General features: G+C 70.0%; 24 protein-coding genes and 1 pseudogene. 18 read left to right on the top strand and 7 right to left on the bottom strand.

Features of this window, described 5'->3' with window-relative positions; genetic code table 11:
• Nucleotides 1–98: 98 nt before the first annotated feature.
• From EDC02_RS14810 to polA, 10 genes are all read left to right on the top strand, one after another.
• Complete coding sequence (locus tag EDC02_RS14810) at nt 99–716, top strand: ANTAR domain-containing response regulator (RefSeq protein ID WP_123602467.1); 618 nt, start codon at nt 99–101, stop codon at nt 714–716.
• 328 nt (nt 717–1044) lie between these two features.
• Nucleotides 1045–2169: a branched-chain amino acid ABC transporter substrate-binding protein gene (locus EDC02_RS14805; RefSeq protein ID WP_370461537.1), complete on the top strand. Its 1125-nt coding sequence runs from the start codon at nt 1045–1047 to the stop codon at nt 2167–2169.
• Between the two features lie 99 nt (nt 2170–2268).
• Nucleotides 2269–3219 (top strand): branched-chain amino acid ABC transporter permease, encoded by a 951-nt coding sequence (locus tag EDC02_RS14800; protein WP_123602465.1) that lies wholly within the window; start codon nt 2269–2271, stop codon nt 3217–3219.
• Nucleotides 3216–4325, top strand: a complete 1110-nt coding sequence (locus EDC02_RS14795; protein ID WP_123602464.1) for a branched-chain amino acid ABC transporter permease — start codon at nt 3216–3218, stop codon at nt 4323–4325. The genes EDC02_RS14800 and EDC02_RS14795 overlap by 4 nt, the downstream gene beginning before the upstream one ends.
• Nucleotides 4318–5136: an ABC transporter ATP-binding protein gene (locus EDC02_RS14790; RefSeq protein WP_123602463.1), complete on the top strand. Its 819-nt coding sequence runs from the start codon at nt 4318–4320 to the stop codon at nt 5134–5136. The genes EDC02_RS14795 and EDC02_RS14790 overlap by 8 nt, the downstream gene beginning before the upstream one ends.
• Nucleotides 5126–5836 (top strand): ABC transporter ATP-binding protein, encoded by a 711-nt coding sequence (locus tag EDC02_RS14785; protein ID WP_123602462.1) that lies wholly within the window; start codon nt 5126–5128, stop codon nt 5834–5836. Before EDC02_RS14790 ends, EDC02_RS14785 begins: the two co-directional genes overlap by 11 nt.
• A 42-nt stretch (nt 5837–5878) precedes the next feature.
• A complete protein-coding gene (locus EDC02_RS14780) occupies nt 5879–6778 on the top strand; it encodes an ABC transporter substrate-binding protein (RefSeq protein ID WP_233605929.1) in 900 nt (299 codons plus the stop codon).
• A gap of 133 nt (nt 6779–6911) precedes the next feature.
• The gene (locus tag EDC02_RS14775; protein WP_233605928.1) at nt 6912–7784 is read left to right on the top strand and encodes an amino acid ABC transporter permease; all 873 of its coding nucleotides are present in this window, start codon (nt 6912–6914) and stop codon (nt 7782–7784) included.
• Entirely contained in the window at nt 7784–8569 is a 786-nt protein-coding gene (locus EDC02_RS14770) for an amino acid ABC transporter ATP-binding protein (RefSeq protein WP_123602460.1), read from the top strand. Before EDC02_RS14775 ends, EDC02_RS14770 begins: the two co-directional genes overlap by 1 nt.
• A gap of 66 nt (nt 8570–8635) precedes the next feature.
• Entirely contained in the window at nt 8636–11323 is a 2688-nt protein-coding gene (polA, locus tag EDC02_RS14765; RefSeq protein ID WP_123602459.1) for a DNA polymerase I, read from the top strand.
• Nucleotides 11324–11381: 58 nt separating this feature from the next.
• On the opposite strand, the pseudogene EDC02_RS14760 reads toward polA, so the two are convergent.
• The 4 genes and pseudogenes from EDC02_RS14760 to EDC02_RS14745 all read right to left on the bottom strand — a co-directional run.
• Nucleotides 11382–11702, bottom strand: a pseudogene (locus EDC02_RS14760) (DUF3140 domain-containing protein); the annotation flags it as partial.
• 67 nt (nt 11703–11769) lie between these two features.
• Nucleotides 11770–12039, bottom strand: coding sequence for a DUF2945 domain-containing protein (locus tag EDC02_RS14755; RefSeq protein WP_123602458.1), 270 nt, complete (start codon nt 12037–12039; stop codon nt 11770–11772).
• A 50-nt stretch (nt 12040–12089) separates the two neighbouring features.
• Nucleotides 12090–12713 carry a Uma2 family endonuclease gene (locus EDC02_RS14750; RefSeq protein ID WP_233605926.1) on the bottom strand — a complete coding sequence of 208 codons (624 nt, stop codon included), beginning with the start codon at nt 12711–12713 and terminating at the stop codon, nt 12090–12092.
• 79 nt (nt 12714–12792) lie between these two features.
• Entirely contained in the window at nt 12793–13671 is an 879-nt protein-coding gene (locus EDC02_RS14745) for a class I SAM-dependent methyltransferase (RefSeq protein ID WP_123602457.1), read from the bottom strand.
• Between the two features lie 432 nt (nt 13672–14103).
• On the opposite strand from EDC02_RS14745, the gene rpsA reads away from it, so the two are divergent.
• From rpsA to uvrB, 3 genes are all read left to right on the top strand, one after another.
• A complete protein-coding gene (gene rpsA / locus EDC02_RS14740) occupies nt 14104–15624 on the top strand; it encodes a 30S ribosomal protein S1 (protein ID WP_123602456.1) in 1521 nt (506 codons plus the stop codon).
• A 201-nt stretch (nt 15625–15825) separates the two neighbouring features.
• Nucleotides 15826–17019: a dephospho-CoA kinase gene (gene coaE, locus EDC02_RS14735; protein ID WP_123602455.1), complete on the top strand. Its 1194-nt coding sequence runs from the start codon at nt 15826–15828 to the stop codon at nt 17017–17019.
• Between the two features lie 380 nt (nt 17020–17399).
• Complete coding sequence (gene uvrB / locus EDC02_RS14730; RefSeq protein WP_123602454.1) at nt 17400–19517, top strand: excinuclease ABC subunit UvrB; 2118 nt, start codon at nt 17400–17402, stop codon at nt 19515–19517.
• On the opposite strand, the gene EDC02_RS14725 is transcribed toward uvrB, so the two are convergent.
• Nucleotides 19510–19911, bottom strand: coding sequence for a hypothetical protein (locus tag EDC02_RS14725; RefSeq protein ID WP_148083461.1), 402 nt, complete (start codon nt 19909–19911; stop codon nt 19510–19512). The two genes, uvrB and EDC02_RS14725, sit on opposite strands and share 8 nt — an antisense overlap.
• A 118-nt stretch (nt 19912–20029) precedes the next feature.
• Between EDC02_RS14725 and EDC02_RS14720 the strand changes: the two genes are divergently transcribed.
• The 4 genes from EDC02_RS14720 to EDC02_RS14705 all read left to right on the top strand — a co-directional run bounded on the left by EDC02_RS14720 (nt 20030) and on the right by EDC02_RS14705 (nt 22685).
• Nucleotides 20030–20893, top strand: a complete 864-nt coding sequence (locus EDC02_RS14720) for a helix-turn-helix transcriptional regulator (RefSeq protein ID WP_123602452.1) — start codon at nt 20030–20032, stop codon at nt 20891–20893.
• Nucleotides 20894–20922: 29 nt separating this feature from the next.
• Nucleotides 20923–21108, top strand: a complete 186-nt coding sequence (locus tag EDC02_RS14715; protein WP_233605924.1) for a DUF397 domain-containing protein — start codon at nt 20923–20925, stop codon at nt 21106–21108.
• Between the two features lie 362 nt (nt 21109–21470).
• Nucleotides 21471–21794, top strand: a complete 324-nt coding sequence (locus tag EDC02_RS14710; protein ID WP_123604798.1) for a PadR family transcriptional regulator — start codon at nt 21471–21473, stop codon at nt 21792–21794.
• Nucleotides 21795–22685, top strand: a complete 891-nt coding sequence (locus EDC02_RS14705; RefSeq protein ID WP_123602450.1) for a hypothetical protein — start codon at nt 21795–21797, stop codon at nt 22683–22685.
• Nucleotides 22686–22731: 46 nt separating this feature from the next.
• Here EDC02_RS14705 and EDC02_RS14700 read toward each other — a convergent pair whose 3' ends face one another.
• Nucleotides 22732–23550: an ABC transporter permease gene (locus tag EDC02_RS14700; protein WP_123602449.1), complete on the bottom strand. Its 819-nt coding sequence runs from the start codon at nt 23548–23550 to the stop codon at nt 22732–22734.
• A complete protein-coding gene (locus tag EDC02_RS14695) occupies nt 23547–24323 on the bottom strand; it encodes an ATP-binding cassette domain-containing protein (protein WP_370461454.1) in 777 nt (258 codons plus the stop codon). The genes EDC02_RS14700 and EDC02_RS14695 overlap by 4 nt, the downstream gene beginning before the upstream one ends.
• A gap of 183 nt (nt 24324–24506) precedes the next feature.
• On the opposite strand from EDC02_RS14695, the gene EDC02_RS14690 reads away from it, so the two are divergent.
• Nucleotides 24507–25265 carry a TetR/AcrR family transcriptional regulator gene (locus EDC02_RS14690; protein ID WP_123602448.1) on the top strand — a complete coding sequence of 253 codons (759 nt, stop codon included), beginning with the start codon at nt 24507–24509 and terminating at the stop codon, nt 25263–25265.
• Nucleotides 25266–25315: the final 50 nt, after the last annotated feature.

Raw genomic sequence — 25315 nt, 5'->3', positions numbered from 1 at the left:
GGTCTGGGGCCCGGCTATGCCAAGCCTACCTACTACGCTGAAGGCGGCGACACCCAACCCGGTGGGTGTCGGGTGGCAAGCGTTGGGGGTAGGGGTACGTGGCCGACACGCAGGCGGGTGCCGAGCGCAGGCGGGTGCTGATCGCGGAGGATGAGGCGTTGATCCGCCTCGATCTGGCGGAGATGCTCCTGGAGGAGGGCTACGACGTGGTCGGCGAGGCCGGGGACGGCGAGACGGCCGTCCGGCTCGCCGAGGAGCTCAAGCCCGACCTGGTCATCCTTGACATCAAAATGCCGATCATGGACGGGTTGGCGGCGGCCGAGCGGATCGCCGGTGGCCGGATCGCCCCGGTGGTCATCCTCACCGCCTTCAGCCAGCGGGACCTGGTGGAGCGGGCCCGGGCGGCGGGTGCGATGGCGTACCTGGTGAAGCCGTTCCAGAAGAGCGACCTGGTGCCGGCGATCGAGATCGCCCTGTCCCGCTACTCCGAGGTGGCCGCGCTGGAGTCCGAGGTCGCCGGCCTGACCGACCGGCTGGAGACCCGCAAGGTCGTCGAGCGGGCCAAGGGCATGTTGATGACCTCGTACGGCATGACCGAGCCGCAGGCGTTCAAGTGGATCCAGCGGATGGCGATGGACCACCGGATGACCATGCGCGACGTGGCCGACCGGATCCTGGCCGAGACGCCTGGTGAGGCCGCCAGCCAGCAGCAGTGAGCCGAGGCCGCCAGTCAGCCGCAGTGCGGCGACGCCGGCAGTAGCTGTGAGGCGCTGCCCCGGCATCGACGTCGGGGGATGACGGTCGGCTCGTGTTACAGCCATACGGGCAGTCAGGCCACGCTACGTAACGTTTTTGTCAACGGCCCTTCCTGAACCTTACGGCGTGCCCGGCAGGTGGGATAGCGTCCCGCCCCAAGGCCGGGATAACGGCTGGGTGCGTGCTTCCCGCAAGAGCCAATCGGCAGTGGGTGGTTCGGGCCAATTGGATCTAGGAGGGTTTCGAGCCTTGAAGCGTAATCTTGTCCGCGTGCTCGGCGGCGTCGCCATGATGGCGCTCGTCGCGGGCGGCGCTGCCTGCGGCGGCGGCGACGGCGACACTACGGAAGCTGGCGGCGATGCGTGTGGTTACAAGATCGCCTTTTTCGGGGCGCTGACCGGCCCCTCGGCGGCGCTCGGCATCAACGAGAACAACGGCGCGGCGCTCGCGGTCGAGCAGTACAACGAGGAGAACTCGGACTGCAAGGTCGAGCTGGTTGGCCTGGACTCGCAGGGCAGCCCGGACCAGGCGCCGGGTCTGGCCCAGCGGGCCATCGACGATGAGAAGATGCTCGGCATCGTCGGTCCGGCGTACTCCGGTGAGTCGGAGGCGGCCGGTCCGCTGTTCGCCGAGGCCGGTCTGGTCACCATCACCCCGTCGGCGACCCGGCCGAGCCTGGCCGACCAGGACTGGCCGACCTTCTTCCGGGGCGTCGGCAACGACCTGAGCCAGGGTCCGGCCGCCGGTGTCTACATCCGTGACGTGCTGAACGCGGAGAAGGTCTTCGTCATCGACGACCAGTCGGCGTACGGCGCCGGGCTGGCCGACGAGGTCAAGAACGTCCTCGGTGAACTGGTCGTCGACTCCGACAAGGTCCAGGGCGAGGGCAAGCAGGTCGACTTCTCCGCGACCGTCACCAAGGTGCGTTCCTCGGAGGCGGACGCGGTCTTCTTCGGTGGCTACTACCAGGAGGCCGGCCTGATCCGTAAGCAGCTCACCGACGCGGGCATCACCGCGACGATGGTCGCCGGTGACGGCGTCAACGACCCGGCGTTCGTCGAGTCGGCCGGTGCGGCCGCGGCCGAGGGCACCATCCTCACCTGCCCCTGCCAGCCGGCCACCGAGGCGCGCGGCAGCTTCGCCGCCGACTACGAGGCGCTGCACGGCAGCCCGCCGGGCACCTACAGCGACACCGCCTACGACGCGGCGAACATCATGCTCGAGGGCATCAAGGAGGGCAACACCACCCGCGAGGCGCTGCTCGAGTGGGTGCGTGGCTACGAGGGTGAGGGCGTCGCGGCCAGCTACAAGTTCGACGACAAGGGCGAGATGGACGTCAACCAGGTCGTCGTCTGGGCGTTCAAGGTCGTTGACGGCGAGGTCGTGGCGGACCAGGAGATCCCCAAGCCCTGATCTGCCCGATCGGCGAGATCAGCTGTCTAGCGGGTGCGGCCGGGAGCACGCTCCCGGCCGCACCCGACTCTTTTCCCAGCCCTCGATGGAGCACCCTCCTTGGACGTCAACGGACTGCTCTCGAACTTCGGAGAGCTCACCACGACCGGCTTGACACAGGGCGCCATCTATGCCCTGGTCGCGCTGGGCTACACGCTGGTCTACGGCGTGCTCAGACTCATCAACTTCGCCCACTCCGAGGTCTTCATCGCCGGCGCGTTCGCCGCGCTGTGGACCTGGGGCGCGCTCGGCCTGACCCAGGACTCGGTGGTCAGCGGAGTGGGCCAGATCGTCTTCTACTTCCTGATCGCGATGGTCGCCGCGGCGCTGGCGTCGGCAGCGACCGCGACCCTGGTCGAACGGGTCGCGTACCGGCCGTTGCGCAAGCGCAACGCACCGCCGCTGGCCTTCCTGATCACCGCCATCGGCGCGTCCATCGTGATGGCCGAAGCGTTCGGGATCTACACCCGGCGGTTGCCGCAGGGCCTGCCGACCATCGTCAGCAACGAGCCGTGGTTCACCATCGCCGGCGTGCCGGTCAGCATCGTGCAGGTGCTGACCGTCGTCGCGGCGCTGGGCATGATGATCGGACTCGACTTCTTCATCAACCGCAGCCGGATGGGCCGGGGCGTGCGGGCGGTCGCCCAGGACCCGAACACCGCCGCGCTGATGGGGGTCAACAAGGACCGGATCATCATGATCATCTTCGTGATGGGCGGCCTGATGGCCGGCGTCGCCGGCCTGCTCTACAACGTCCGCATCGGGGTGCTCACCTACAGCGTCGGCTTCCTGCTCGGGCTCAAGGCGTTCACCGCGGCCGTGCTCGGCGGAATCGGCAACCTGCGCGGCGCGCTGCTCGGCGGCTTCCTGCTCGGCGTGGTCGAGAACTACGCCTCCGGCCTGTTCGGTACGCAGTGGAAGGACTTCGTGGCCTTCGCCGTGCTGGTCGTCCTGCTGATGTTCCGACCGACCGGCCTGCTCGGCGAATCCCTGGGGAGGGCGCGGGTATGACCAGTCTGTTGACCAAGCTGCACGACGCACGCGAACAGTTCTCCGACCGCTGGCACCACATGCCCAAGTGGACCCGCTGGGTGCTGATCGCCGCCGTGGTGGTGTTCTTCTACGCCCTGCCCAACGAAGGCTTCTACCAGCACCTCGGGCCGATCCCGACCACCGAGTCCAACTTCGGTCAGGTCCTGTTCACCGTCTCCATCTACGTGCTGCTGGCAATCGGGCTGAACATCGTGGTCGGCTTCGCCGGCCTGCTCGACCTCGGCTACTTCGGCTTCTTCGCCGTCGGGGCGTACACGGTCGCGGTGCTCACCTCGCCCAGCAGCGACCTCAAGACGCTCTGGCCGTGGTTGGCGGCCTTGCCGCTGGCGATCGGCATCACGATGATCTCCGGCCTGATGCTCGGCACCCCGACGCTGCGGCTGCGCGGCGACTACCTGGCGATCGTCACCCTCGGCTTCGCCGAGATGATCCGGATCGCCGCCGTCAGCTCCGAGTTCCTCAAGGGCCAGCGCGGGCTCAACCAGATCCCGCACCCGCCCGGCGAGTACGCCGACGGCAAACCCGTCTTCGGCGTGCTGGACGCCCGCCCGTACTACTGGCTGGTGCTCACCCTGATCATCGTGGTGGTGATCCTGGTCAGCAACCTCAACCGCAGCCGGGTCGGCCGGGCCTGGGTCTCGATCCGGGAGGACGAGGACGCCGCCCAGCTGATGGGGGTGCCCACCTTCAAGTTCAAGCTGTGGGCGTTCGCCATGGGCGCGGCGATCGGTGGGCTGGCCGGCGCGTTGTTCGCCGGCAAGCAGAACTTCGTCAGCTCACAGAACTTCGAGCTGCTCAACTCGATCATCATCCTGGCGGCGGTGATCCTCGGCGGCTCCGGCAACATCGTCGGCGCGATCGTCGGCGGCGGCCTGGTGGCGTACCTGATCGAACGCTTCCGGGGCATCGAGCTGTTCGGCATCGAACTCTACGAGTACCGGTTCCTGGTCTTCGGTCTGACCCTCGTCGTCATGATGATCTTCCGGCCGCAGGGCCTGATCGCCAACCGGCGACGAGCCGCCGAGTTCAAGGACCGCCGTAAGGAGGTGGCCGTCGGTGGCTGACACCGAAGCGACCGGGACCGGCCCGACCGCCGCGACCCGCGAACCCCTGCTCGAGGTCGACCACGTCACGCTGCGCTTCGGCGGCGTGGTCGCCCTGGACGACGTGGACTTCACCCTCTACAAGGGCGAGATCCTCGGTCTGATCGGCCCGAACGGGGCCGGCAAGACGACCTGCTTCAACGCGATGACCGGCATCTACCGGCCCACTGAGGGCGAGATCCGGTTTCGTGGCGAGCGGATCACTGGCAAGAAGCGCCACCAGATCACCAAGATGGGCATGGCCCGGACGTTCCAGAACATCCGGCTGTTCCCCGAGATGACCGCCCTGGAAAACGTCCAGGTCGGCGCGGACGCCCACCACAAGACCAGCGTCCTGTCGGCGATGCTGCGGCTGCCGCGGCACTGGCGCGAGGAGCGTGACGGCCGGGAGAAGGCCCGCGAGCTGCTGGACTTCGTCGGCATTGGCCACCGGATCAACGAGATGGCCCGCAACCTGTCGTACGGCGAACAGCGGCGGCTGGAGATCGCCCGGGCGCTGGCCACCAGTCCGGTGCTGCTCTGCCTCGACGAGCCGGCGGCCGGGTTCAACCCGGCGGAGAAGGAGGAGCTGCTGCAGCTGATCCGGCAGATCCGCGACCGGGGCGTCACCGTGCTGCTGATCGAGCACGACATGCGCCTGGTCATGGGGGTCACCGACCGGATCGTGGTGCTGGAGTTCGGAAAGAAGATCGCCGAAGGTCTCCCCGCCGAGGTGCGGGACGACCACCGGGTGATCGCCGCCTACCTGGGAGTGCCGGACGATGCTGCTTGAGATCGAGGACGTCAGCCTGCTGTACGGGCGGATCCAGGCGCTGCACGGCATCAGCCTGACGGTGAACGAGGGCGAGATCGTCGCCCTGATCGGCGCCAACGGTGCCGGCAAGTCCACCACCATGCGGGCGATCTCCGGCATCCGGCCGATCGCCGCCGGGCGGATCACCTTCGACGGCGAGGACATCTCCAAGCTCCGGGCCGACCTGCGGGTCCGGCGCGGACTGTGCCAGGCGCCGGAGGGCCGGGGCATCTTCCCCGGCATGACGGTGCTGGAGAACCTCGACATGGGGGCGTACACCCGACGCGACCGCGCCGGTATCGCCGCCGACCTGGACCGGGTGCTGGGCCTGTTTCCCCGGTTGGCCGAGCGCCGCAGGCAGCACGGCGGCACGCTGTCCGGCGGCGAGCAGCAGATGCTCGCCGTGGGCCGCGCGCTGATGAGCCGGCCGAAGCTGCTGCTGCTCGACGAGCCGTCGATGGGGCTCGCCCCGATGCTGATCCAGCAGATCTTCGACATCATCGTGGAGATCAACCAGCAGGGCACCACCGTCCTGCTGGTCGAGCAGAACGCCCAACAGGCACTGTCCCGGGCGCACCGCGCGTACGTGCTGGAGACCGGCCGGATCGTCAAGTCCGGCACCGGCGCGGACCTGCTGCACGACCCGGCCGTCAAGGAGGCGTACCTCGGTGTCGCCTGACCCGGCGCACCGGTACGACCCGACCACCCCCTCGGAGGAAACGTGACCACCTCACACCACCGGATCCGGCGGGCCGCCGCCGGCGCCGCCGGGGCGCTCGCTCTGCTGCTGGCCGTCACCGGATGCGGTGAGCAGGACAGCGTCGAACAGCCCGGCGGCGACGCGCCGAGCGCGTCGGCCGACGACGAACTGGCCGCGCTCGTCCCGGACGAGATCAAGGCCGACGGCAAGATCCTGGTCGGCGTCGACGCGACCTACGCCCCGGCGGAGTTCCTCGACACCGACGGCAGCACGGTCATCGGGTTCGACGTCGACCTGTTCAACACCGTCGCGGGCAAGCTCGGCCTGACCTCCGAGTACGTGCCCAGCCAGTTCGACGACATCATCCCCGGGGTGATGTCCGGCAAGTACGAGATCGGGGTCTCCTCGTTCACCATTAACGAGGAGCGCAAGGCCCAGGTCGACATGGTGTCCTACTTCTCGGCCGGCACCCAGTGGGCGTCACGGGCCGGGGAACCGGTCGACCCGGACGACGCCTGCGGCAAGCGGGTGGCGGTGCAGGCCGGCACCGTGCAGGTGGAGGACATCGAGGCACGCTCGGCGGCGTGCGTCGACGCCGGCGACCCGGAGATCGTCATCGAACAGTTCCAGGGGCAGGATCAGGCGACCACCTCGGTGGTCTCCGGCAAGAACGACGCGATGCTGGCCGACTCGCCGGTCTGCGCGTACGCGGTCCAGCAGACCAACGGCGAGCTGGAACTGTCCGGTGACATCTACGACTCGGCGCCGTACGGCTACGTGGTCGCCCAGGACCAGGCCGGGTTCGCCGACGCGTTGGCCGAGGCGCTCGACGCGATCATCGCCGACGGCGGCTACGAGCAGGCGCTGAGCAACTGGGGCGTCGAGGCGGGCGGAATCACCGACCCGGCCGTCAACCCCTGAGCCCCGGCTGCCGATGTCTGCGGACAACCCTTCCTCCCCGGACGGCGTGACGCCGTCCGGGGAGGCACCCCCAGCTGCGACGGGGGCCAGACCGCCGGAGCCGGCGCGTGGCCGACCCGAGCCGATCCGGGCGGTGCCGGTGCGCCGCCCGGGCCGCTGGTTGGCGGTCGGTGTGCTCGCCGTACTCGCCGCGATGTTCGTCCACCTGCTGGTCACCAACGACCGGTTCCAGTGGACTTTCATGATCGACAACATGTTCCGGCCGCCGATCGTCGAAGGCGTGCGGACCACCATCACGATGACCCTGCTCGCGATGGTGATCGGCGTCGCGCTCGGGGTGCTGGTCGCGGTGATGCGGCTGTCCGGAAACCCGGTCCTGGCCGGGGTCGCCTGGCTCTACACCTGGTTCTTCCGGGCGGTGCCCCGGGTGGTGCTGCTGGTGCTCTTCGGCAACCTCGGCATCCTCTGGGAGCGGCTGGAGTTCGGGCTGCCGTTCGACCGGCAACTCGGCGTGCTGTTCGGCGTCACCGACTTCGAGGCCCGGATCTGGGGCTTCGACGCCCGGACCGCGATCAGTGGTTTCGTCGCCGGGCTGCTCGGGCTGGCGCTGTCCGAGGCCGCCTACATGGCGGAGATCGTCCGCGCCGGCATCGGCTCGGTCGACCCCGGCCAGGCCGAGGCCTGCGCCGCACTCGGTATGAGCCAGGGCCTGACCCTGCGCCGGGTGGTGCTGCCCCAGGCGATGCGGGTGATCGTGCCACCGACCGGCAACGAGACCATCGCGATGCTCAAGGACACCTCGCTGCTGGCCTTCGTGCCGGTCACCAACGAGCTGTTCTTCCAACTGTCGGCGGTCGGCTCGCGGACCTTCCAGGTCTTCCCGATGCTGGTCGCCGCCTGCCTGTGGTATCTGGCGCTGACCAGTGTGCTGATGGTCGGCCAGTCCTTCGTCGAACGGCGGTTCTCCCGCGGCTTCGGCACCGTCGCCGCGAAAGGGACCCGCTGATGACCGAGCCGCCCGCCGGGTCGGACACCCTGATGGTGCACGCCGAGAACGTGCACAAGTCGTTCGGCCCGGTTGACGTGCTCACCGGGGTGGACCTGGCGGTCCGGCCCGGTGAGGTGTGCTGCGTGATCGGGCCGTCCGGCTCCGGCAAGTCGACCTTTCTGCGCTGCATCAACCACCTGGAGAAGATCGACGCCGGGCGGATCCGGGTGGACGGGGAACTGGTCGGCTACCGGCAGCGGCGCGGCAAACTGCACGAGCTGCCGGCCCGGGAGGTGGCCGCGCAGCGCCAGCAGATCGGCATGGTGTTCCAACGGTTCAACCTGTTCCCGCACATGACCGCGCTGGACAACGTGATGGAGGCGCCGCTGCGGGTCCGCCGCCAGCCCCGGCCGGCGGTCCGTGAGCTGGCGGCGGCGCTGCTGGACCGGGTGGGTCTGGCGGACCGCGCGGGCGCCTACCCGGGGCAGCTGTCCGGCGGGCAGCAGCAGCGGGTGGCGATCGCCCGAGCGCTGGCCATGCGGCCCAAGCTGATGCTGTTCGACGAGCCGACCAGCGCGCTGGACCCGGAGCTCGTCGGCGAGGTGCTGGACGTGATGCGGGACCTGGCCCGGGACGGGATGACGATGATCGTGGTGACCCACGAGATCGGTTTCGCCCGGGAGGTCGGTGACTCGCTGGTCTTCATGGACGGCGGGGTGGTGGTCGAGTCGGGCGTACCCCGGCAGGTCCTGGCCGATCCGCGGCACGACCGGACCCGGGCCTTCCTCAGCAAGGTGCTGTGACCCCGCGCCGCGCCCGGCGCGAGCCGCCCGGCACGGTGTCGTACCCCACGACTAGAGTCGCTTGACGTGACCGACGACGCGCCCCGCCTGCTGCTGCTCGACGGCCATTCGCTGGCCTACCGGGCGTTCTTCGCGCTGCCCGTGGAGAACTTCTCCACCAGCACCGGCCAGCCGACCAACGCGGTCTACGGCTTCACCTCGATGCTGATCAACGTGCTGCGCGATGAGCGGCCGACCCACATCGTGGTCGCCTTCGACGTCTCCCGTCGGTCGTTTCGCACCGAGCGGTACGCCGAGTACAAGGCCGGCCGATCGGAGAGCCCGGCCGACTTCGCCGGCCAGGTCAGCCTGGTCCAGGAGGTCCTGGCCGCGCTGCGTATCCCGTACGTCAGCAAGGACAACTACGAGGCCGATGACGTCATCGCCACCCTGGCCGGCCAGGGACGCGACGCCGGCATGCAGGTGCTGATCTGCACCGGCGACCGGGACGCCTTCCAGCTGGTCGACGACCGGACCACCGTGCTCTACCCGCGTAAGGGCGTGTCGGACCTGGCCCGGATGGATCCGCCGGCGATCACCGCCCGCTACGGCGTCGGTCCGGGGCACTACCGCGACCTGGCCGCGCTGGTCGGCGAGTCCAGCGACAACCTGCCCGGGGTGCCCGGCGTCGGTCCGAAGACCGCCGCCAAGTGGATCAGCCAGTACGGCGGCCTGGACGGGGTGATCGCCCAGGCCGACAAGATCAAAGGCAAGGCGGGGGAGAGCCTGCGGGAACGGCTCGCCGACGTGATCCGCAACTACGAGCTCAACTGCCTGGTGGCCGATCTGGAGCTGCCGCTCACTCCGGCCGAATCCCGGTGGACCGGGTGGGACCGGGAAGCCGTCCACCAGGTCTTCGACACCCTGCAGTTCCGGATCCTGCGCGACCGGCTCTACCAGTACCTCGACGCTGTCGAGCCGGAGGCCGAAGCCGGTTTCGACCTGGCCGGCGAGGTGCTCGGCGCCGGGGCGGTCGCCCCCTGGCTGGCCGCGCACGCCCTGGCCGGCGCCAGCGTCGGCGTCGCGGTCGCCGGCAGCTTCGGCCGGGGCACCGGCGCCCTGACCGCGATCGCGGTGGCCACCGCCGCCGGAGCCGCCGGGTGGTTCGACCCGGCCGCGCTGGACGCCGCCGATGAGGCGGCGGTCGCCGGCTGGCTCGCCGACGACCGGCGGCGCAAGGTGCTGCACGACAGCAAACCGGCCCGGCTGGCGTTCGCCGCCCACGGCTGGTCGCTGGACGGCATCGACCGCGACACCGCGCTAGCCGCCTACCTGGCCCGGCCGGACCAGCGCTCCTACGACCTGGTCGACCTGGCCCTGCGCTACCTGCACCGGGAGCTGCGGGTCGACGCCCCGGACGACGGCCAGCTCACCCTCGACGGGCTCGGCCCGCAGAGCGAGGTCGAGCAGAACCTGATGCTGCGCGCCCGGGCCACCCTCGACCTGGCGGCGGCGATCGACGCCGAGCTGGCCCGCGACGGGGACGCCTCGACCCGGCTGCTCGCCGACGTCGAGCTGCCGCTGGTCGAGGTCCTCGCCGCCATGGAGCAGGCCGGCATCGCCGCCGACACCGAGTACCTGACCGAGCTGGAGGCGCAGTTCGCCGCCGAGGTCAAGGCCGCCGCCCAGGCCGCCTACGGGGTGATCGGCCGCGAGTTCAACCTCGGCTCGCCCAAGCAGCTGCAGGAGATCCTCTTCACCGACCTGGGCCTGCCCAAGACGAAGAAGATCAAGACCGGCTACACCACCGACGCCGACGCGCTGCAGTGGCTGTTCGCCCAGACCGAGCATCCGCTGCTGGCCCACCTGCTGCGCCACCGCGACGTGGCCCGGCTCAAGTCGACCGTCGACGGGCTGCTCAAGTCGATCTCCGACGACGGCCGGATCCACACCACCTTCAACCAGACGGTGGCCGCCACCGGCCGGCTCTCCTCCACCGACCCCAACCTGCAGAACATCCCGATCCGCACCGAGGAGGGCCGCCGGATCCGGCGGGCGTTCGTCGTCGGGGCCGGCTACGAGTCGTTGCTGACCGCCGACTACAGCCAGATCGAGATGCGGATCATGGCGCACCTTTCCGGCGACGAGGCGCTGATCGACGCGTTCAACTCCGGCGAGGACTTCCACGCCGTCACCGCGGCGTCGGTGTTCCAGGTGCCGTTGGAGTCGGTCGACGCCGAGCAGCGCCGCCGGATCAAGGCGATGAACTACGGGCTGGCGTACGGGCTGAGCGCCTTCGGCCTGTCCCAGCAGCTCGGCATCGCCACCGACGAGGCGAAGGCGCTGATGGAGGAGTACTTCCGCCGGTTCGGTGGGGTCCGTGACTACCTGCAGGCGCTGGTCGGCCAGGCCCGTCAGGACGGCTACACCTCCACCATCCTCGGCCGCCGTCGGTACCTGCCCGACCTGGTCAGCGACAACCGGCAGCGCCGGGAGATGGCCGAGCGGATGGCGCTCAACGCGCCCATCCAGGGCTCCGCCGCCGACCTGATCAAGGTGGCGATGCTGCACGTCGACACTGCACTGCGCACCTCGTCGCTGCGGTCACGGATGCTGCTGCAGGTGCACGACGAACTGGTCTTCGAGGTGGCGCCGGGGGAGCGGGCCGAGCTGGAGAGCCTGGTCCGCCGCGAGATGGGCGGCGCCCACCCCCTGTCGGTGCCGCTGGAGGTCTCCGTCGGGGTCGGCACCGACTGGCACACCGCCGGGCACTGACCGGCCGCCGACCCGACAGCCGGTCCGCCGGGTCACGCCTTCAGTGCTCCGGTCACGCCTTCAGCGGGTCGTGGCCCCAGTTCATCAGTGAGTGCCGCCACCGGGTGTCGCTGACGTCGCCGGACGGGCGCTGGGCCAGGTGCCGGTGCACGTACCCGACCACCTTGCGCATGTGCGCGTAGTCGTCGTCGGACAGCGCCTCCCGCTTGGTCCGCAGCAGGTCCACGATCCGGCGGCCGGAGGCGTGCCCGACCGACTCGCCGCCGTCGTGGTGCTGCCCGGCGGCGGTCGACTCCGGGGTACGCAGCCACTTCTCCAGCTCACCCGGGCTCATGTTGACCGCTTCGACGAACGCCCGGTACGCGGCCGCGCCATCGGACTCGTCGGTCCGGCCCGGGCGGTGCCCGGCGGTGCGGGTCGGGCGGTGCCCGGCGGTGCGGGTGCGGTCACTCGGCACGGCGCAACGCCTCCGGCTTGTGCACCGCGTCGCGGCCGGACTTGTCGCTGCGGACCCGGTACTGCGGATGTTCCGAATCGGCGACCACGGTACGGCCGGCGGCCTCCCGTCGGGTGGTGATCTCCTCTTCGACGGTGCCCGGCACGGTCACCCCGTGGCTGCGCCAGTTGACCCGGTCGCCGGGTCGGGGATGCTCGACCGGTCGGCCGGGCCGCTGATCGGGCCGGTCGCCCTCGCGGGGGCGTTTGTTCCTCGCCATGGCGGCCGGGTACCCACCGACCGGGCCGGCAATCCCGTCCCGAACCGGGTCTACGGGGTGATCTCGGAGATCGGCAGCTTCACCGGGAACGGGGCGTCGAGTTCGAGCAGGTCGGCCGACTCGGCGACGAGGGCGTACTCCCGCTCGCCGCTGGCGCCCGGCCGGTCGCCGAGCTGGTAGGCGTAGATCCGCACCGGGTCCTGCTCGACCCGCCAGTAGTGACCAATGCCGACGGCGGCGTACCCGGCGGGCCGGTGGAACCGGTCCCGGCGGTGGGTCGCCGGGGAGACCACCTCGACGACCAGCAGTACCTCGTCGGGGGTCAGGTAGTGCCGGTCGCGGCTGCCCTCGGCGCGGTGCAGCAGCACGTCGGGCTCGTAGGTGTTGCGTGGCCCGACAGCGACCCCGACCGCCTGGGTGGCCCGGTAGCCGTCCGGCGCGTGCCGGTGTAGCCACAACCACAGCAGGCTCGTGATGCTCTGGTGACCGAAAGTGGGGGAGGGAACCACGGTGAGGACTCCGTCGAGGAGTTCGACGCGGGGGGCGTCGGCGGGCAGGGCGAGGACGTCTTCGATGCTGTAGTCAGCCAGCTGCTGCCGGACCGGGTCCGGCTGCCACGGTGCGGTCCACGCCCCGCCGGACGCTGCGGCAGGATGGATCGGCTCGGCGCCCACCCGGTCAGCGTACCGCCGTCGGGGTGCTGGCGAGGGCCGGCGGCGCGTCGGCGGGCCGGCGCGGTGCGCGACGGCCGTCTCAGCCGGTCGTTGGCGGCCGGTCCGCGACGAAGATCGCGGTGCCGGGGAAGAGCCGCCCGCGCAGCGGACTCCACTGCCCCCAGATCTGCTCGTGCCCGTCCGGCCACGGCGGTTCGACGACGTCGAGCAGCCGGAACCCGGCGGCGACGAGCTCCCGGACCCGGTCGCCGACCGTGCGGTGCTGCTCGACGTAGCTGGGTGTGCCGTCGTCGTCGGTCTCCACGTACGGTCGCCGGTCGAAGTAGGAGTGCACCGCGACCAGGCCGCGCTCGCCGGGGTCGTCGAGGAAGATCCAGCGCATCGGGTGGGTGACGGCGAAGACCCAGCGTCCGCCGGGGCGCAGCACCCGGTGCACCTCGCGCATCACGGCCGCCGAGTCGGCGACGAACGGCACCGCGCCGAACGCGGTCCAGACGGTGTCGAACGCGGCGTCGACGAACGGCAGCGTCAGCGCGTCGGCCTGCACCAGCGGCACCCGTACGCCGGTGCGGTCGGCGCCGGCGACGGCCTGGCGCAGCATGCCCGCCGACAGGTCCAGCGCGACGGCGCGGGCACCCTGCCCGGCGAGCCACCGGCTGCCGGCGGCGGCCCCGCAGCCCAGTTCGAGCACCCGCCGCCCGGCGACGTCGCCGAGCAGCCCGGTGTCGGCCTCCCGCAGCCCTTCCGGGCACCAGCGCAGGTCGGCGTCGCCGAGGAACCCGCCGTGCTCGGCCTGGTAGGCGTCGGCGTCAGCGTCCCACCAGCGTCGGTTGGCCTGCCGGGCCTGCTGATCGGTGACCTCGTTCCTGGTCACTCTGAGTTGGTCGGGATCCGGGAGCTGGTCTGGATCCGGGCCGACGTCGGGCCCGTCGGCGGGTGCGGGCGGTGCGGTGGTCACGGCGCAGACGGTACGGGCAGCGCCGCGTGGGAGCGTTACCGGCCCGGCGTGCTACGCTTGTCGGCCCGCGAAACCGATGTGATCTCCGTCACAGCTAGCCTCCGAAAGCGCGGGAATCCCCGCCTGTGGGTCCGATTTTTCCCAACCACCGACCTGCGCGCCCGGATAGCTCCCGGGAGGGCTTGCACGCTGTGGTAATGCAACCGGTAGGCTAGTCGATGCGCTCGCGGATCGTGTGCCTCGGCAGGGAGCAGGTCCGCGGTCGGCGGTTACATCCGATGATGGCAGCGGCGGTCGATGATCCCCTCGGTCACGGTCGGTGACGAAGACGTCATCGTCGCGGTGTGCCCGCCGGCGGATCCGTGAGCCACGCCAGGTCACCGCAACGACAAGCCAGCAGTGACACCCATCCGATCCGGAGCAACCGCCCACATGACGAGCAGCATCGAGGCCACCTCGAGCGCCCCCAAGGTCACCGTCGACGACCTCGGCACCGAGGAAGCCTTCCTCGCGGCGATCGACGAGACCATCAAGTACTTCAACGACGGCGACATCGTGGAAGGTACCGTCGTCAAGGTCGATCGGGACGAGGTCCTGCTCGACATCGGCTACAAGACCGAGGGTGTCATCCCCTCGCGCGAGTTGTCGATCAAGCACGACGTGGACCCAGCCGACGTTGTCTCGGTGGGCGACCACATCGAAGCCCTTGTCCTGCAGAAGGAGGACAAGGAAGGCCGGCTGATCCTGTCGAAGAAGCGCGCCCAGTACGAGCGCGCGTGGGGCACGATCGAGAAGATCAAGGACGAGGACGGGGTCGTCCGCGGCTCGGTCATCGAGGTGGTCAAGGGCGGTCTGATCCTGGACATCGGGCTGCGTGGCTTCCTGCCCGCGTCGCTGGTGGAGATGCGCCGGGTCCGTGACCTGCAGCCGTACGTCGGCCGCGAGCTCGAAGCCAAGATCATCGAGCTGGACAAGAACCGCAACAACGTGGTCCTGTCCCGCCGGGCCTGGCTGGAGCAGACGCAGTCCGAGGTGCGCACCGAGTTCCTCAACAAGCTGCAGAAGGGGCAGGTCCGCAAGGGCGTCGTCTCCTCGATCGTCAACTTCGGCGCCTTCGTCGACCTCGGCGGGGTGGACGGCCTGGTGCACGTCTCCGAGCTGTCCTGGAAGCACATCGACCACCCGTCCGAGGTGGTCGAGGTCGGCCAGGAGGTCGAGGTCGAGGTGCTCGACGTCGACCTGGACCGCGAGCGGGTCTCGCTGTCGCTCAAGGCCACCCAGGAAGACCCGTGGCGTCAGTTCGCCCGGACCCACGCGATCCAGCAGATCGTGCCCGGCAAGGTGACCAAGCTGGTGCCGTTCGGTGCGTTCGTCCGTGTCGACGACGGCATCGAGGGCCTGGTGCACATCTCCGAGCTCGCCGAGCGGCACGTCGAGATCCCCGAGCAGGTCGTCCAGGTCGGCTCCGACGTCATGGTCAAGGTCATCGACATCGACCTGGAGCGTCGCCGGATCTCGCTGTCGCTCAAGCAGGCCAACGAGGGCTTCGTCGAGGGCGAGGAGCACTTCGACCCGACCCTCTACGGCATGGCCGCCACGTACGACAACGAGGGCAACTACATCTACCCCGAAGGCTTCGACCCGGAGACCGGGGAGTGGCTGGAAGGCTTCGACAAGCAGCGGGAGACCTGGGAGCAGCAGTACGCCGAGGCCCGCAACCGCTGGGAAGCGCACACCAGGCAGGTGCAGACCGCCCGGGCCGCCGACGCGGACGCCGCAGCCAACCCGGCTCCGCCGGTCGCCGCCCCCACGGGCGGCAGCGGCGGCGGCGGTGGCGGTGGGGCGACCTCCAGCTCGACCCCGTCGCGGGCCAGCGAGGAGCCGGCCGGCACCCTCGCCACCGACGAGGCGCTCGCCGCGCTGCGGGAGAAGCTGGCCGGCGGCAAGAGCTGAGGCCCCATAGCAACACCGGTTGACACAGACAGCGGTCCCGCCGGGCATCCTGCCCGGCGGGACCGCTGTCTGTCGTGGCCTACCACTGTCTGTCGCGCCCACTGTGCGGCCCGACCCTGTGGGACCACCCACTGACCCGAGCCGGCGGACACGAGCCCCCCGGCGGACCGGCCGGGCAGCCGATCCGGTTCACTGGGCGGCATGCTGAGGGTAGGTCTCACCGGCGGCATCGGTGCCGGCAAGAGTGCCGTCGCCAACCGACTCGCCACACACGGCGCGGTGATCGTCGACGCCGACCGGCTGGCCCGGGAGGTGGTGGCACCTGGCACCGACGGGCTGGCCCGGGTCGTCGCGGCCTTCGGGCCGGACGTCGTCGCCGCCGACGGTGCCCTGGACCGGCCGGCCCTGGGCGCCCGGGTCTTCGCCGACCCGGCCGCCCGGCTCCGGCTGGAGGAGATCGTGCACCCGCTGGTCCGGGCCCGTACCGCCGAACTCACCGCCGCCGCCCCGGCCGACTCGGTCGTGGTCAACGACGTACCGCTGCTGGTGGAGACCGGGCTGGCCGCCACGTACCACCTGGTGGTCGTGGTGTCGGCGGCCGAGGCACTGCGCGTCGAACGGCTGACCCGCGACCGGGGGATGACACCCGACGACGCGTGGGCCCGGATCCGCGCCCAGGCCGACGACGCGCAACGCCGCGCCGCCGCCGACGTGCTGCTGTCCAACGACGGCAGCCGCGACGACCTCGCCGACGCCGTCGACCGGCTCTGGCACGACCGGCTGGTGCCGTACGAGGCGAACCTGCGGGCCGGTCGGCCCGCGCCGTGTCCGCCGCTGGCGGTGCTCGCCGAACCCGATTCGACCTGGCCGGAGCAGTTCGACCGGCTGGCCGCCCGGGTACGGCGGGCAGTCGGCGCCGACCGGCGGGTCGACCACATCGGCTCCACTTCGGTGCCCGGTCTGCCGGCCAAGGACGTCATCGACATTCAGCTCACCGTCGAGTCGCTGGACGATGCCGACGGTTACGCGGACGCGCTCGCCGCCGCCGGGTTCCCCCGGTTTCCCGGCGACTGGTGGGACAACCCGCGCCCCGATCCGGCGACCGGCCGGCCGGGTGAGCGGTGGCCGAAGCGGCTGCACGGCAACGCCGACCCGGGCCGGCCGGTCAACCTGCACGTGCGGGTCGCCGACTCGCCGGGCTGGCGCTACGCGTTGGCGTTCCGGGACCTGCTGCGCGCCGATCCGGGTGAGCGGGCCGGCTACCTGGCTGTCAAGCGGCGGATCGCGGCGACCGCGCCGACCACCCGGGAGTACGCCGAAGCCAAGGAGCCGTGGTTCGACCAGGTCTGGCCGCGCCTGCTCCGGCGGATCGAGGAGACCGGCTGGCAGCCGTGACAGGTCGCCGGTACCCGGCGCCGTCGTACCGGCGAATGACGATCGGATGCGTGTCGTCGGACGGCGCTGCGGGGTGTCGCGTCGATGCGGCGAATTGGATCAACCGCTGGGAGGTGGAAGGCGGGAGGTGGGGCGCTCGCGGCGGCCGGGTCACGCGGGGCGTGACAACTCCGGGTGCGCTCACCGGCTGGCGCCAGGGCAGCTACCCGAACACCCGGACCCGTGGCGCGCCGCGATGGGCGCTGCCGGTGGTCCGCGCGGCCGCCGCGAGCGGCCTACCCTGCAACGGTATCGCGGGTGAGGCAACCCACACAATGACAATATCGATGCCGATCGGCGACCGGCGGCACTCTGTCGGACCTGCGGCGTAGGTTGGGGTCATGGCGCTCGACATCCCGCGACTCGACGGCCGCTTCCAGGTCGTCAGCGACTACTCGCCGGCCGGCGACCAGCCGGCGGCCATCGACGAGCTTGAGCGTCGGGTGCGTCGCGGCGACCGGCATTCGGTGCTGCTCGGCGCGACCGGCACCGGCAAGAGCGCCACCACCGCCTGGCTCGTCGAGCGGCTGCAGCGGCCCACCCTGGTGATGGCCCCCAACAAGACGCTCTGCGCCCAGCTGGCCAAGGAGTTCCGCGAGCTGATGCCGCACAACGCGGTGGAGTACTTCGTCTCCTACTACGACTACTACCAGCCCGAGGCGTACATCCCGCAGACCGACACCTACATCGAGAAGGACTCCTCGATCAACGAGGAGGTGGAGCGGCTGCGGCACTCGGCGACCATGTCGCTGCTGACCCGCCGCGACGTGATCGTGGTCGCCACCGTCTCGGCGATCTACGGCCTGGGCACCCCACAGGAGTACCTCGAACGCGCGGTCAAGGTCACCGCCGGCGCCGAGCAGGACCGTGACTCGCTGCTGCGCCGCCTGGTCGACATCCAGTACGCCCGCAACGACCTGTCGTTCAGCCGGGGCACGTTCCGGGTCCGCGGCGACACCCTGGAGATCATTCCGGCGTACGAGGAGCTGGCGGTCCGGATCGAGTTCTTCGGTGACGAGATCGAGCGGCTCTACTACCTGCACCCGTTGACCGGTGACGTGGTGCGCGAGGTCGACCAGCTGCTGATCTTCCCGGCCACCCACTACGCCGCCGGGCCGGCGCGGATGGAGCGGGCGATCCGCGACATCGAGGCCGAGCTGACCGACCGGCTCGCCGAGCTGGACCGGCAGGGCAAGCTCCTCGAGGCGCAGCGGCTGCGGATGCGCACCACGTACGACATCGAGATGATGCGCCAGGTCGGCTTCTGTTCCGGCATCGAGAACTACTCGATGCACATCGACGGCCGCGACTACGGCAGTCCGCCGCACACCCTGCTCGACTACTTCCCGGACGACTTCGTCACCGTCGTCGACGAGTCGCACGTGACGATCCCTCAGATCGGCGGCATGTTCGAGGGCGACGCCTCCCGCAAGCGGATGCTGATCGACCACGGGTTCCGGCTGCCCAGCGCCGCCGACAACCGGCCGCTGCGCTTCGACGAGTTCCTGGAACGGGTCGGCCAGATGGTGTTCCTGTCCGCCACCCCCGGGCCGTGGGAGCTGGAGCAGGCGGCCGGCGAGTTCGTCGAGCAGGTGATCCGCCCCACCGGCCTGGTCGACCCGCAGGTCAAGGTCAAGCCGACCAAGGGCCAGATCGACGACCTGATGCACGAGATCCGGCTGCGCACCGACCGCGACGAGCGGGTGCTGGTCACCACGCTGACCAAGAAGATGGCCGAGGACCTCACCGACTACCTGCTGGAGCACGGCATCCGGGTCCGCTACCTGCACTCCGAGGTCGACACGCTGCGCCGGGTGGAGCTGCTGCGCGAGCTGCGTAAGGGCGACTACGACGTACTGGTCGGCATCAACCTGCTCCGCGAAGGCCTGGACCTGCCCGAGGTGTCGCTCGTCGCGATCCTCGACGCCGACAAGGAGGGCTTCCTGCGCAGCGGCCGGTCGTTGATCCAGACCATCGGCCGGGCCGCCCGTAACGTCTCCGGCGAGGTCCACATGTACGCCGACAAGATGACCCCGTCGATGGCGGACGCGATCGACGAGACCAACCGCCGCCGGGCCAAGCAGGTGGCGTACAACGAGGCCAACGGCATCTCCCCGGAGCCGCTGCGCAAGAAGATCCACGACATCCTCGACGACATCTACCGGGAGGCCGACGACACCGACGGCGCGCTCGCCGGCCGGTCGGTCGGCGGCTCCGGCCGGCAGATGTCACGCGGTAAGGGCCCGGTGCCGGAGACCCGCAGCAAGGGCCGGGGCACCGCCACCCCGTCGAGCGCCGGCATGGCCCGCGCCGACCTGGCCCAACTGATCCAGGAGCTCAACGACCAGATGCTGAACGCCGCCCGCGAGCTGCAGTTCGAGCTGGCCGCCCGGATCCGCGACGAGATCTCCGAGCTGAAGAAGGAGCTGCGGGCGATGGACGTCGCAGGCGTCAGCTGAGCCGATCACCGGGGTAGAGCTGGGCCAGCTCGGCACCGGGGCGCTGACTGGCCCGCCACAGCAGCCCCCAGGTGTCGTCGAGTCCTGTCTCGTCGTCGCCTTGCCGGTCGGTTGTGACTTGGCCGGTCGGTGGTGACGGCGGCGATGCCGGCCAGCCCGGCTCGCCGGGGCGGACCAGCTCCAGCTCACCCCATTGCAGGTAGAACGTCCAGGCGTCCTCGACGGTGCGGAAGATGCCGACCTCGCGGATCTCCCGCTGCGGGTGCCGGAAGTAGACCAGTGCCTCGTCGGCGTACTCCAGACCCCAGCCGACGGCCGGAAACTCCGGTGCCCCGTCCACTGGGTCGACCGGCTCGATCAGCACGAACTGCGCGGGCGGTGAAATTACTTTCACTGTTCCTCCAAGTTGTAAACTGTGGGAATCCCATGTTCGGCGGTGACTGGCGGACATTCAAGTCTTGAAATCTCGCTAACCTCTGCTTACCCTCAGTCGCGAACGGAGGGAGTCGGAAGTGGCGATGCCTGCAAGTCCCACGATCAGACGGCAGCGGCTCGGTGGCGAGCTGCGTCGGCTCCGCCGCTCGGCCGCGATGACCCTGGAGCAGGTCTGTGACCAGCTCGGCTGGGCGTCAACGTCGAAGTTGTCCCGGCTGGAGCTCGGTCAGAGCCGACCCGACCTGGCCGACATCCTGGACCTGCTCGACGTCTACCACGTCGTGCCGGCCGAGCGGGAGAAGCTGGTCATCATCGCCCGCGACGCCGCCGCCACCCGAGGCTGGTGGAAGGCGCTCGGCGCGATGGGTCAGCGCCAGCGCGGCTACACCGAACTCGAAGCCAGCGCAGCCACCATCTTTCAGTACCAGCAACTGCTGGTGCCTGGGCTGCTGCAGACCCCGGAGTACGCCCGGCTGCGGGTGCGCTCCGGTCGCGACGTCTACGGCGACCTTGATGTCAACGCCGACACTCTGGCTCGCGCCGCTCGGCAGGAAGTGCTGCGCCGCGAGCACCCGCCGCACTACGAGGCGGTCATCGACGAGAGCGCACTGCTGCGGGCCAGCGTGCCGCCCGAGACCCGGCGTGGCCAACTGCGCCACCTGACCGCGCTCAGCGCGCTGGACAACGTCACTATCCAGGTGCTGCCGCTCGACGCGGTCGTGCACGATTCGTTCGTGCCGCACACGAGCTTCTCGCTCTACTCGTTTCCTGATCCGGCCGATCCCCGCACCGTGGTGCTGGAGACGCTGACCAGCGACATCTACCTCACCGACGACGAAGACGCGATCCTCTACGCCCGGATCGGCCGCTGGCTTCAGCAGGCGGCGCTGCCGGTCGATGAAAGTCGGGATCTGCTGGCTAAGCTGGTGGCAGAGAGATGAGCAAATCATCTGCAGGAAGGGAGTATGCCGTGGAGCCGACTCAAATCGACCTGGGCTGGCGCAAGAGCAGCCGCAGCAACGCCAACGGCGACTGTGTCGAGGTCGCCCCGGCCGGCGGACTGGTCGCGGTCCGCGACTCCACCGACCCGACCGGTCCACGGTTGGCCTTCCCTGCCACCGCTTGGCGCTCCTTCGTGGACGGCCTGCGCGGCTGACCGAACAGCTTCGGCACCCTGCGACCCATCAGCGACATCGCTTTGGATCAACCTGCGTCCAGGTTTACTAGGCCGTTGAGGAGCTAGCTGTCGCGGTGGTGTACGAGCAGCCACAGTTAGGCAGCCTGGCGCTCCTTCGTACACGGCCTGTACGGCTGACGCTACGCGGCGAGACGCGTCGGAAATCGTCGTATCGACGGCGGACGGCCGGAACCCGAACTCCGTTTGGGCGTGATCCCCCTGCGGGATCATGATCCCGCAGGGGGATCACGCCCAAAAATGGTGTCACCCTCCGGAGGCCCAGGCGATCCTCTCCGGTCCCGCACTGGACGGGCTGTGTGGCGCACAGTACTGTGTGGCACATGGTTGGCGACAGGCTGGAGCTTGAGCTGCGCCGGGGCGTGGTCGTCCTGGCGGTGCTGTCACAGCTGGGCGAGTTCCGCTACGGCTACGAGCTGCGCCAGTCGCTGTCCGACAACGGCCTGCCGATCGAGGAGGGGACGCTCTACCCGCTGCTGCGGCGGCTGGAGAGCCAGGGCGTCCTGGTCAGCCAGTGGCGTACCGAAGGGCAGCCACGCCGCTACTACCGCCGCAGCCCCGCCGGCGAAGAGCTGTACGACCGGCTCAGGGACTCGTGGCATGGGATGAACGAGGCCATGGGCCAGCTGCTGAAAGGTGACAGGTAGATGCTGACCACCGAGGAACTGATCGATGCGTACGTCGCCGACGTGGCGCGGTTGCTGCCCCGCCGACAGCGTAGGGACGTGGCTCTCGAACTGACGACGTTGTTGCGCGACGAACTGGCCGACAGCGACGATCCGGTGGCCCGGCTGCGGGCCTTCGGCCGCCCCGCCGAGGTGGCGGCCCGGTACGGGCAGCCGCCGATCGCCGTCGACCCGGCCGACACCCGCCGCTTCGTCCGGCTCAGCGTCGCCGGTGTGCTGGTGATCTGGCTGCTCGGCGTGGCCGCCGCGACCGACGTCGTTGACTGGTACTGGACGTACGGGCTGCCGGCATTCTGGTGGCCCGGGTTCCTCGTCGTGGCGTTCGGCCTCGCCGGCTGGGCGCGGCGTCGGTGGCCGGACCGCTTCGCCTGGCGGCCGCGCAGGTCGGCCGCCGGCTTCGTCGTCCGGTCCGGCCGGATCGCCGCCTTCGCCTTCTACGTCGCCGGTACGGTCGTGCTGGTCAACGCGGCCTGGCTGCTGGATCAGCTCGGGGCCGCGCCGCAGGCCGTGCAGGCCCTCACCTTCGACCGTGAGTTCGCCCAGCTCCGTGGCCCACTCGTGCTCGCCCTGCTGATCGCCACACTGGTGCACCACCTCCTGGTCACCATCCACGGCCGGTGGCGGCCGGTCACCCGTACCGCCGGAGTGCTCCTCGGACTGGCCATCTGCGCCGTGCTGACCTGGGTGCTGTTCGCCGGACCGGTCTACCTGAGCCCGGAAGCCGACCGTACAGCCAAGTTCTGGGTCGCCGTCATCGTCGCGGTGAGCCTCGTCGACCTGCTGATCGAGGCCGGGCGTCTGCTCCGGCAGCGGGCCGCCGGCCCGCTGGCACCGCCGCTGGGCGCACTCTGACGAGCCGCCCCGCCTGGCGTCAGAAGAATAAGGAAACCAGGAGCCTTCAACGTCCTCGGCGCGTGAAGGCGCGCAACGACAGCGGGACGAAGGTCACCAGCAGGGCGGCCGTCCAGAGCAGGACGGTGGTCACCGGATGCGCGAGTGGCCAGGCCGCGTTTCCCGAGGGGGCGCCCGGATTGCCGAACAGCTCCCGGGAGGCGGCGGTGAGCGCGCTCACCGGGTTCCAGTCCGCCAGGAAGCGCAACCAGCCCGGCATGCCGTCGGTCGGGACGAACGCGTTCGACAGCATCGTGAACGGCAGGCCAAGCGGCACCATCGCGTCGGCGGCCTGGTCGTTCTTGACCGCCAGGCCCACATAGACGCCGACCCAGCTCAGCGCGTACCGCAGCACGATCATCAGCAGGAACGCCTGAATCGTGGGGATCAGGCCACGGTGGGGCTGCCAGCCCACCAGCAGTCCCGCACCTACCATGATGGTCAGCATCAACAGGCCGGTCAGCAGGTCGGCGCCGGTCTGTCCGAACGGCACTGCCAGGCGTGCCATCGGCATGGAGCGGAATCGGTCCATCACGCCGCGGGTGGCGTCGCTGGCCGTGCGCGTCATGACCCCCAGCCATGCGGAGAAGGTCACCATCGCGAACAGGCCGGGCATGAGGTACTCGCGGTAGTCACCGCTACCCGGCACCTGGATCGCGCTGCCGAAGACGTAGCCGAACAGCACCACCATGACGGCGGGGAAGACCAGCGCCGCGATGATCTGGCCGGGCTCCTGCCGTAGCCGTGCGAGCTCGCGGCCGATCAGGGTCAGTCCGTCGGTGAGCGTCCAGCCCAGGCGACCCAGTGGTGTGCTGGTGGCGGTCATCGGACGGGCTCCGTGTGGTCGGTGAGGCGCAGGAACACCTCGTCGAGGGTGGGGCGGCGCAGGCTCACGTCGGCGGCGGCGACTCCGGCGTGGTCGAGCTCGCGCACGATGTCGGCGAGGCGCAGGCCGGTGGCGGGCAGTGCGACGCTGAGCCGGTCGACTCCGGCCGTCGTGGTTTCGGCGCCGGTCAGGATGGTCAGAACCGTCGCCGCCGCAGGTAACGCGGCGGGGTCTTCGACGGTGACGTCGAGGCGGTCCCCGATTGTGGCCTTCAGCTCGTCCGGCGTGCCGGTGGCGATCACCTGTCCGTGGTCGATGACGGCGATGTCGTCGGCCAGCTGATCGGCCTCGTCCAGGTACTGCGTGGTGAGCAGCACGGTGGTGCCTTCGGCCACCAGCTCGCGGATGCTGTCCCAGATCTCGACGCGGCTATGTGGGTCCAGGCCGGTGGTCGGTTCGTCCAGGAAGAGCACCTCGGGGCGCAGGATGATGCTGGTGGTCAGGTCCAGCCGGCGGCGCATGCCACCGGAGTAGCCGGCGACCGGGCGGTCGGCGGCGTGCGTCAGGTCGAAGCGGTCGAGCAGTTCGTCGGCCCGCCGGTGCGCCTCGCGGCGGGACAGGCGGTAGAGGCGTCCGAACATGCGCAGGTTGCCACGGCCGGTGAGCTTCTCGTCCACGGCGGCGTACTGGCCTGCGAGCCCGATCCGCTCGCGTACCCTGCCGGCCTCGCGGACGACGTCTTCCCTGCCCCGTTGGGCCCTAGCACGCCGCACACCGTTCCCCTCGGAATGCTCAGGTTCAGACCTCGCAGCGCAGGGACGGTGCCGAAGGACTTGCGCAGCCCGTCGGCGACAACGATCGGATCCGTCCCTGTCGCCTTACTGGGTACGTTGTACGCGGTCATGGTGCCACTCTAAAAGACTGGGTACTATGTACGCAACGAGAGGGTGGATACGGTGACCGACGGCGAGTACGTGAACATCTTGATGCGACCCGAGCGCCCGGCCTACGGGCCGAAACCGGGCTACAGCCGTGCGCAGATCACCGAGGCGGCGATCCGGATCGCCGACGCCGAAGGGCTGGAGGCCGCCACCATGCGACGGATCGCCGCCGAGATCGGCGCCGGTGCGATGTCCCTCTACCGGTACGTCCCGAGTCGCGACAATCTTGTCGATCTCATGGCCGACCAGGTGACGGGCGAGATCGACGTCGCGGGGATGCCTTCGGGCGACTGGCGCACGGACCTGACGCGCTACGCCGACGGGCTTCGGGCCATGTGGCTGAGGCATCCCTGGATGGCCACCGTGCAGCGGTCACTGCCCAGCTTCGGCCCTAACCAGCTGTTCCTGATCGAACGGCTGATGGGCGTGCTCGATGACGTCATCCCCATCGACGAGAACCTCGGCCTCATAGCCATGCTGAGCGGCTACATCGAGGGCACCGTCCGCGAGGAGATCGGCTCAGCCAAGGAGCTGCGCCGCAGCGGGCTCAGTGAGTCGGAGTGGATGGCGCGGAGCCACCCGTACGTCGACCAGCTGGTGAAAAGTGGCGAGTACCCGATCTTCACCAAGATCGTAACGCAGGCGCGTCAGCCACACCTGAGCCGCGACGACCAGTTCCGAGACGGACTTCAGGGGGTTCTCGACTGCATCGCCGCCGCCCTTCCAGCAATGGCCGACTCCGGGCAATCAAGTGAACTGCGGTCGCCGCAGTAGGGCGCGACGGGCAGCGCGGCGTCGCACCGGGTTGCTATCGTGCCGGGTCC

It is taken from the genome of Micromonospora sp. Llam0 (assembly GCF_003751085.1).
GTDB lineage: Bacteria > Actinomycetota > Actinomycetes > Mycobacteriales > Micromonosporaceae > Micromonospora_E.
Note: the sequence above shows the minus strand (reverse complement) of the source record. Positions and strands in the feature narration are given on the sequence as shown.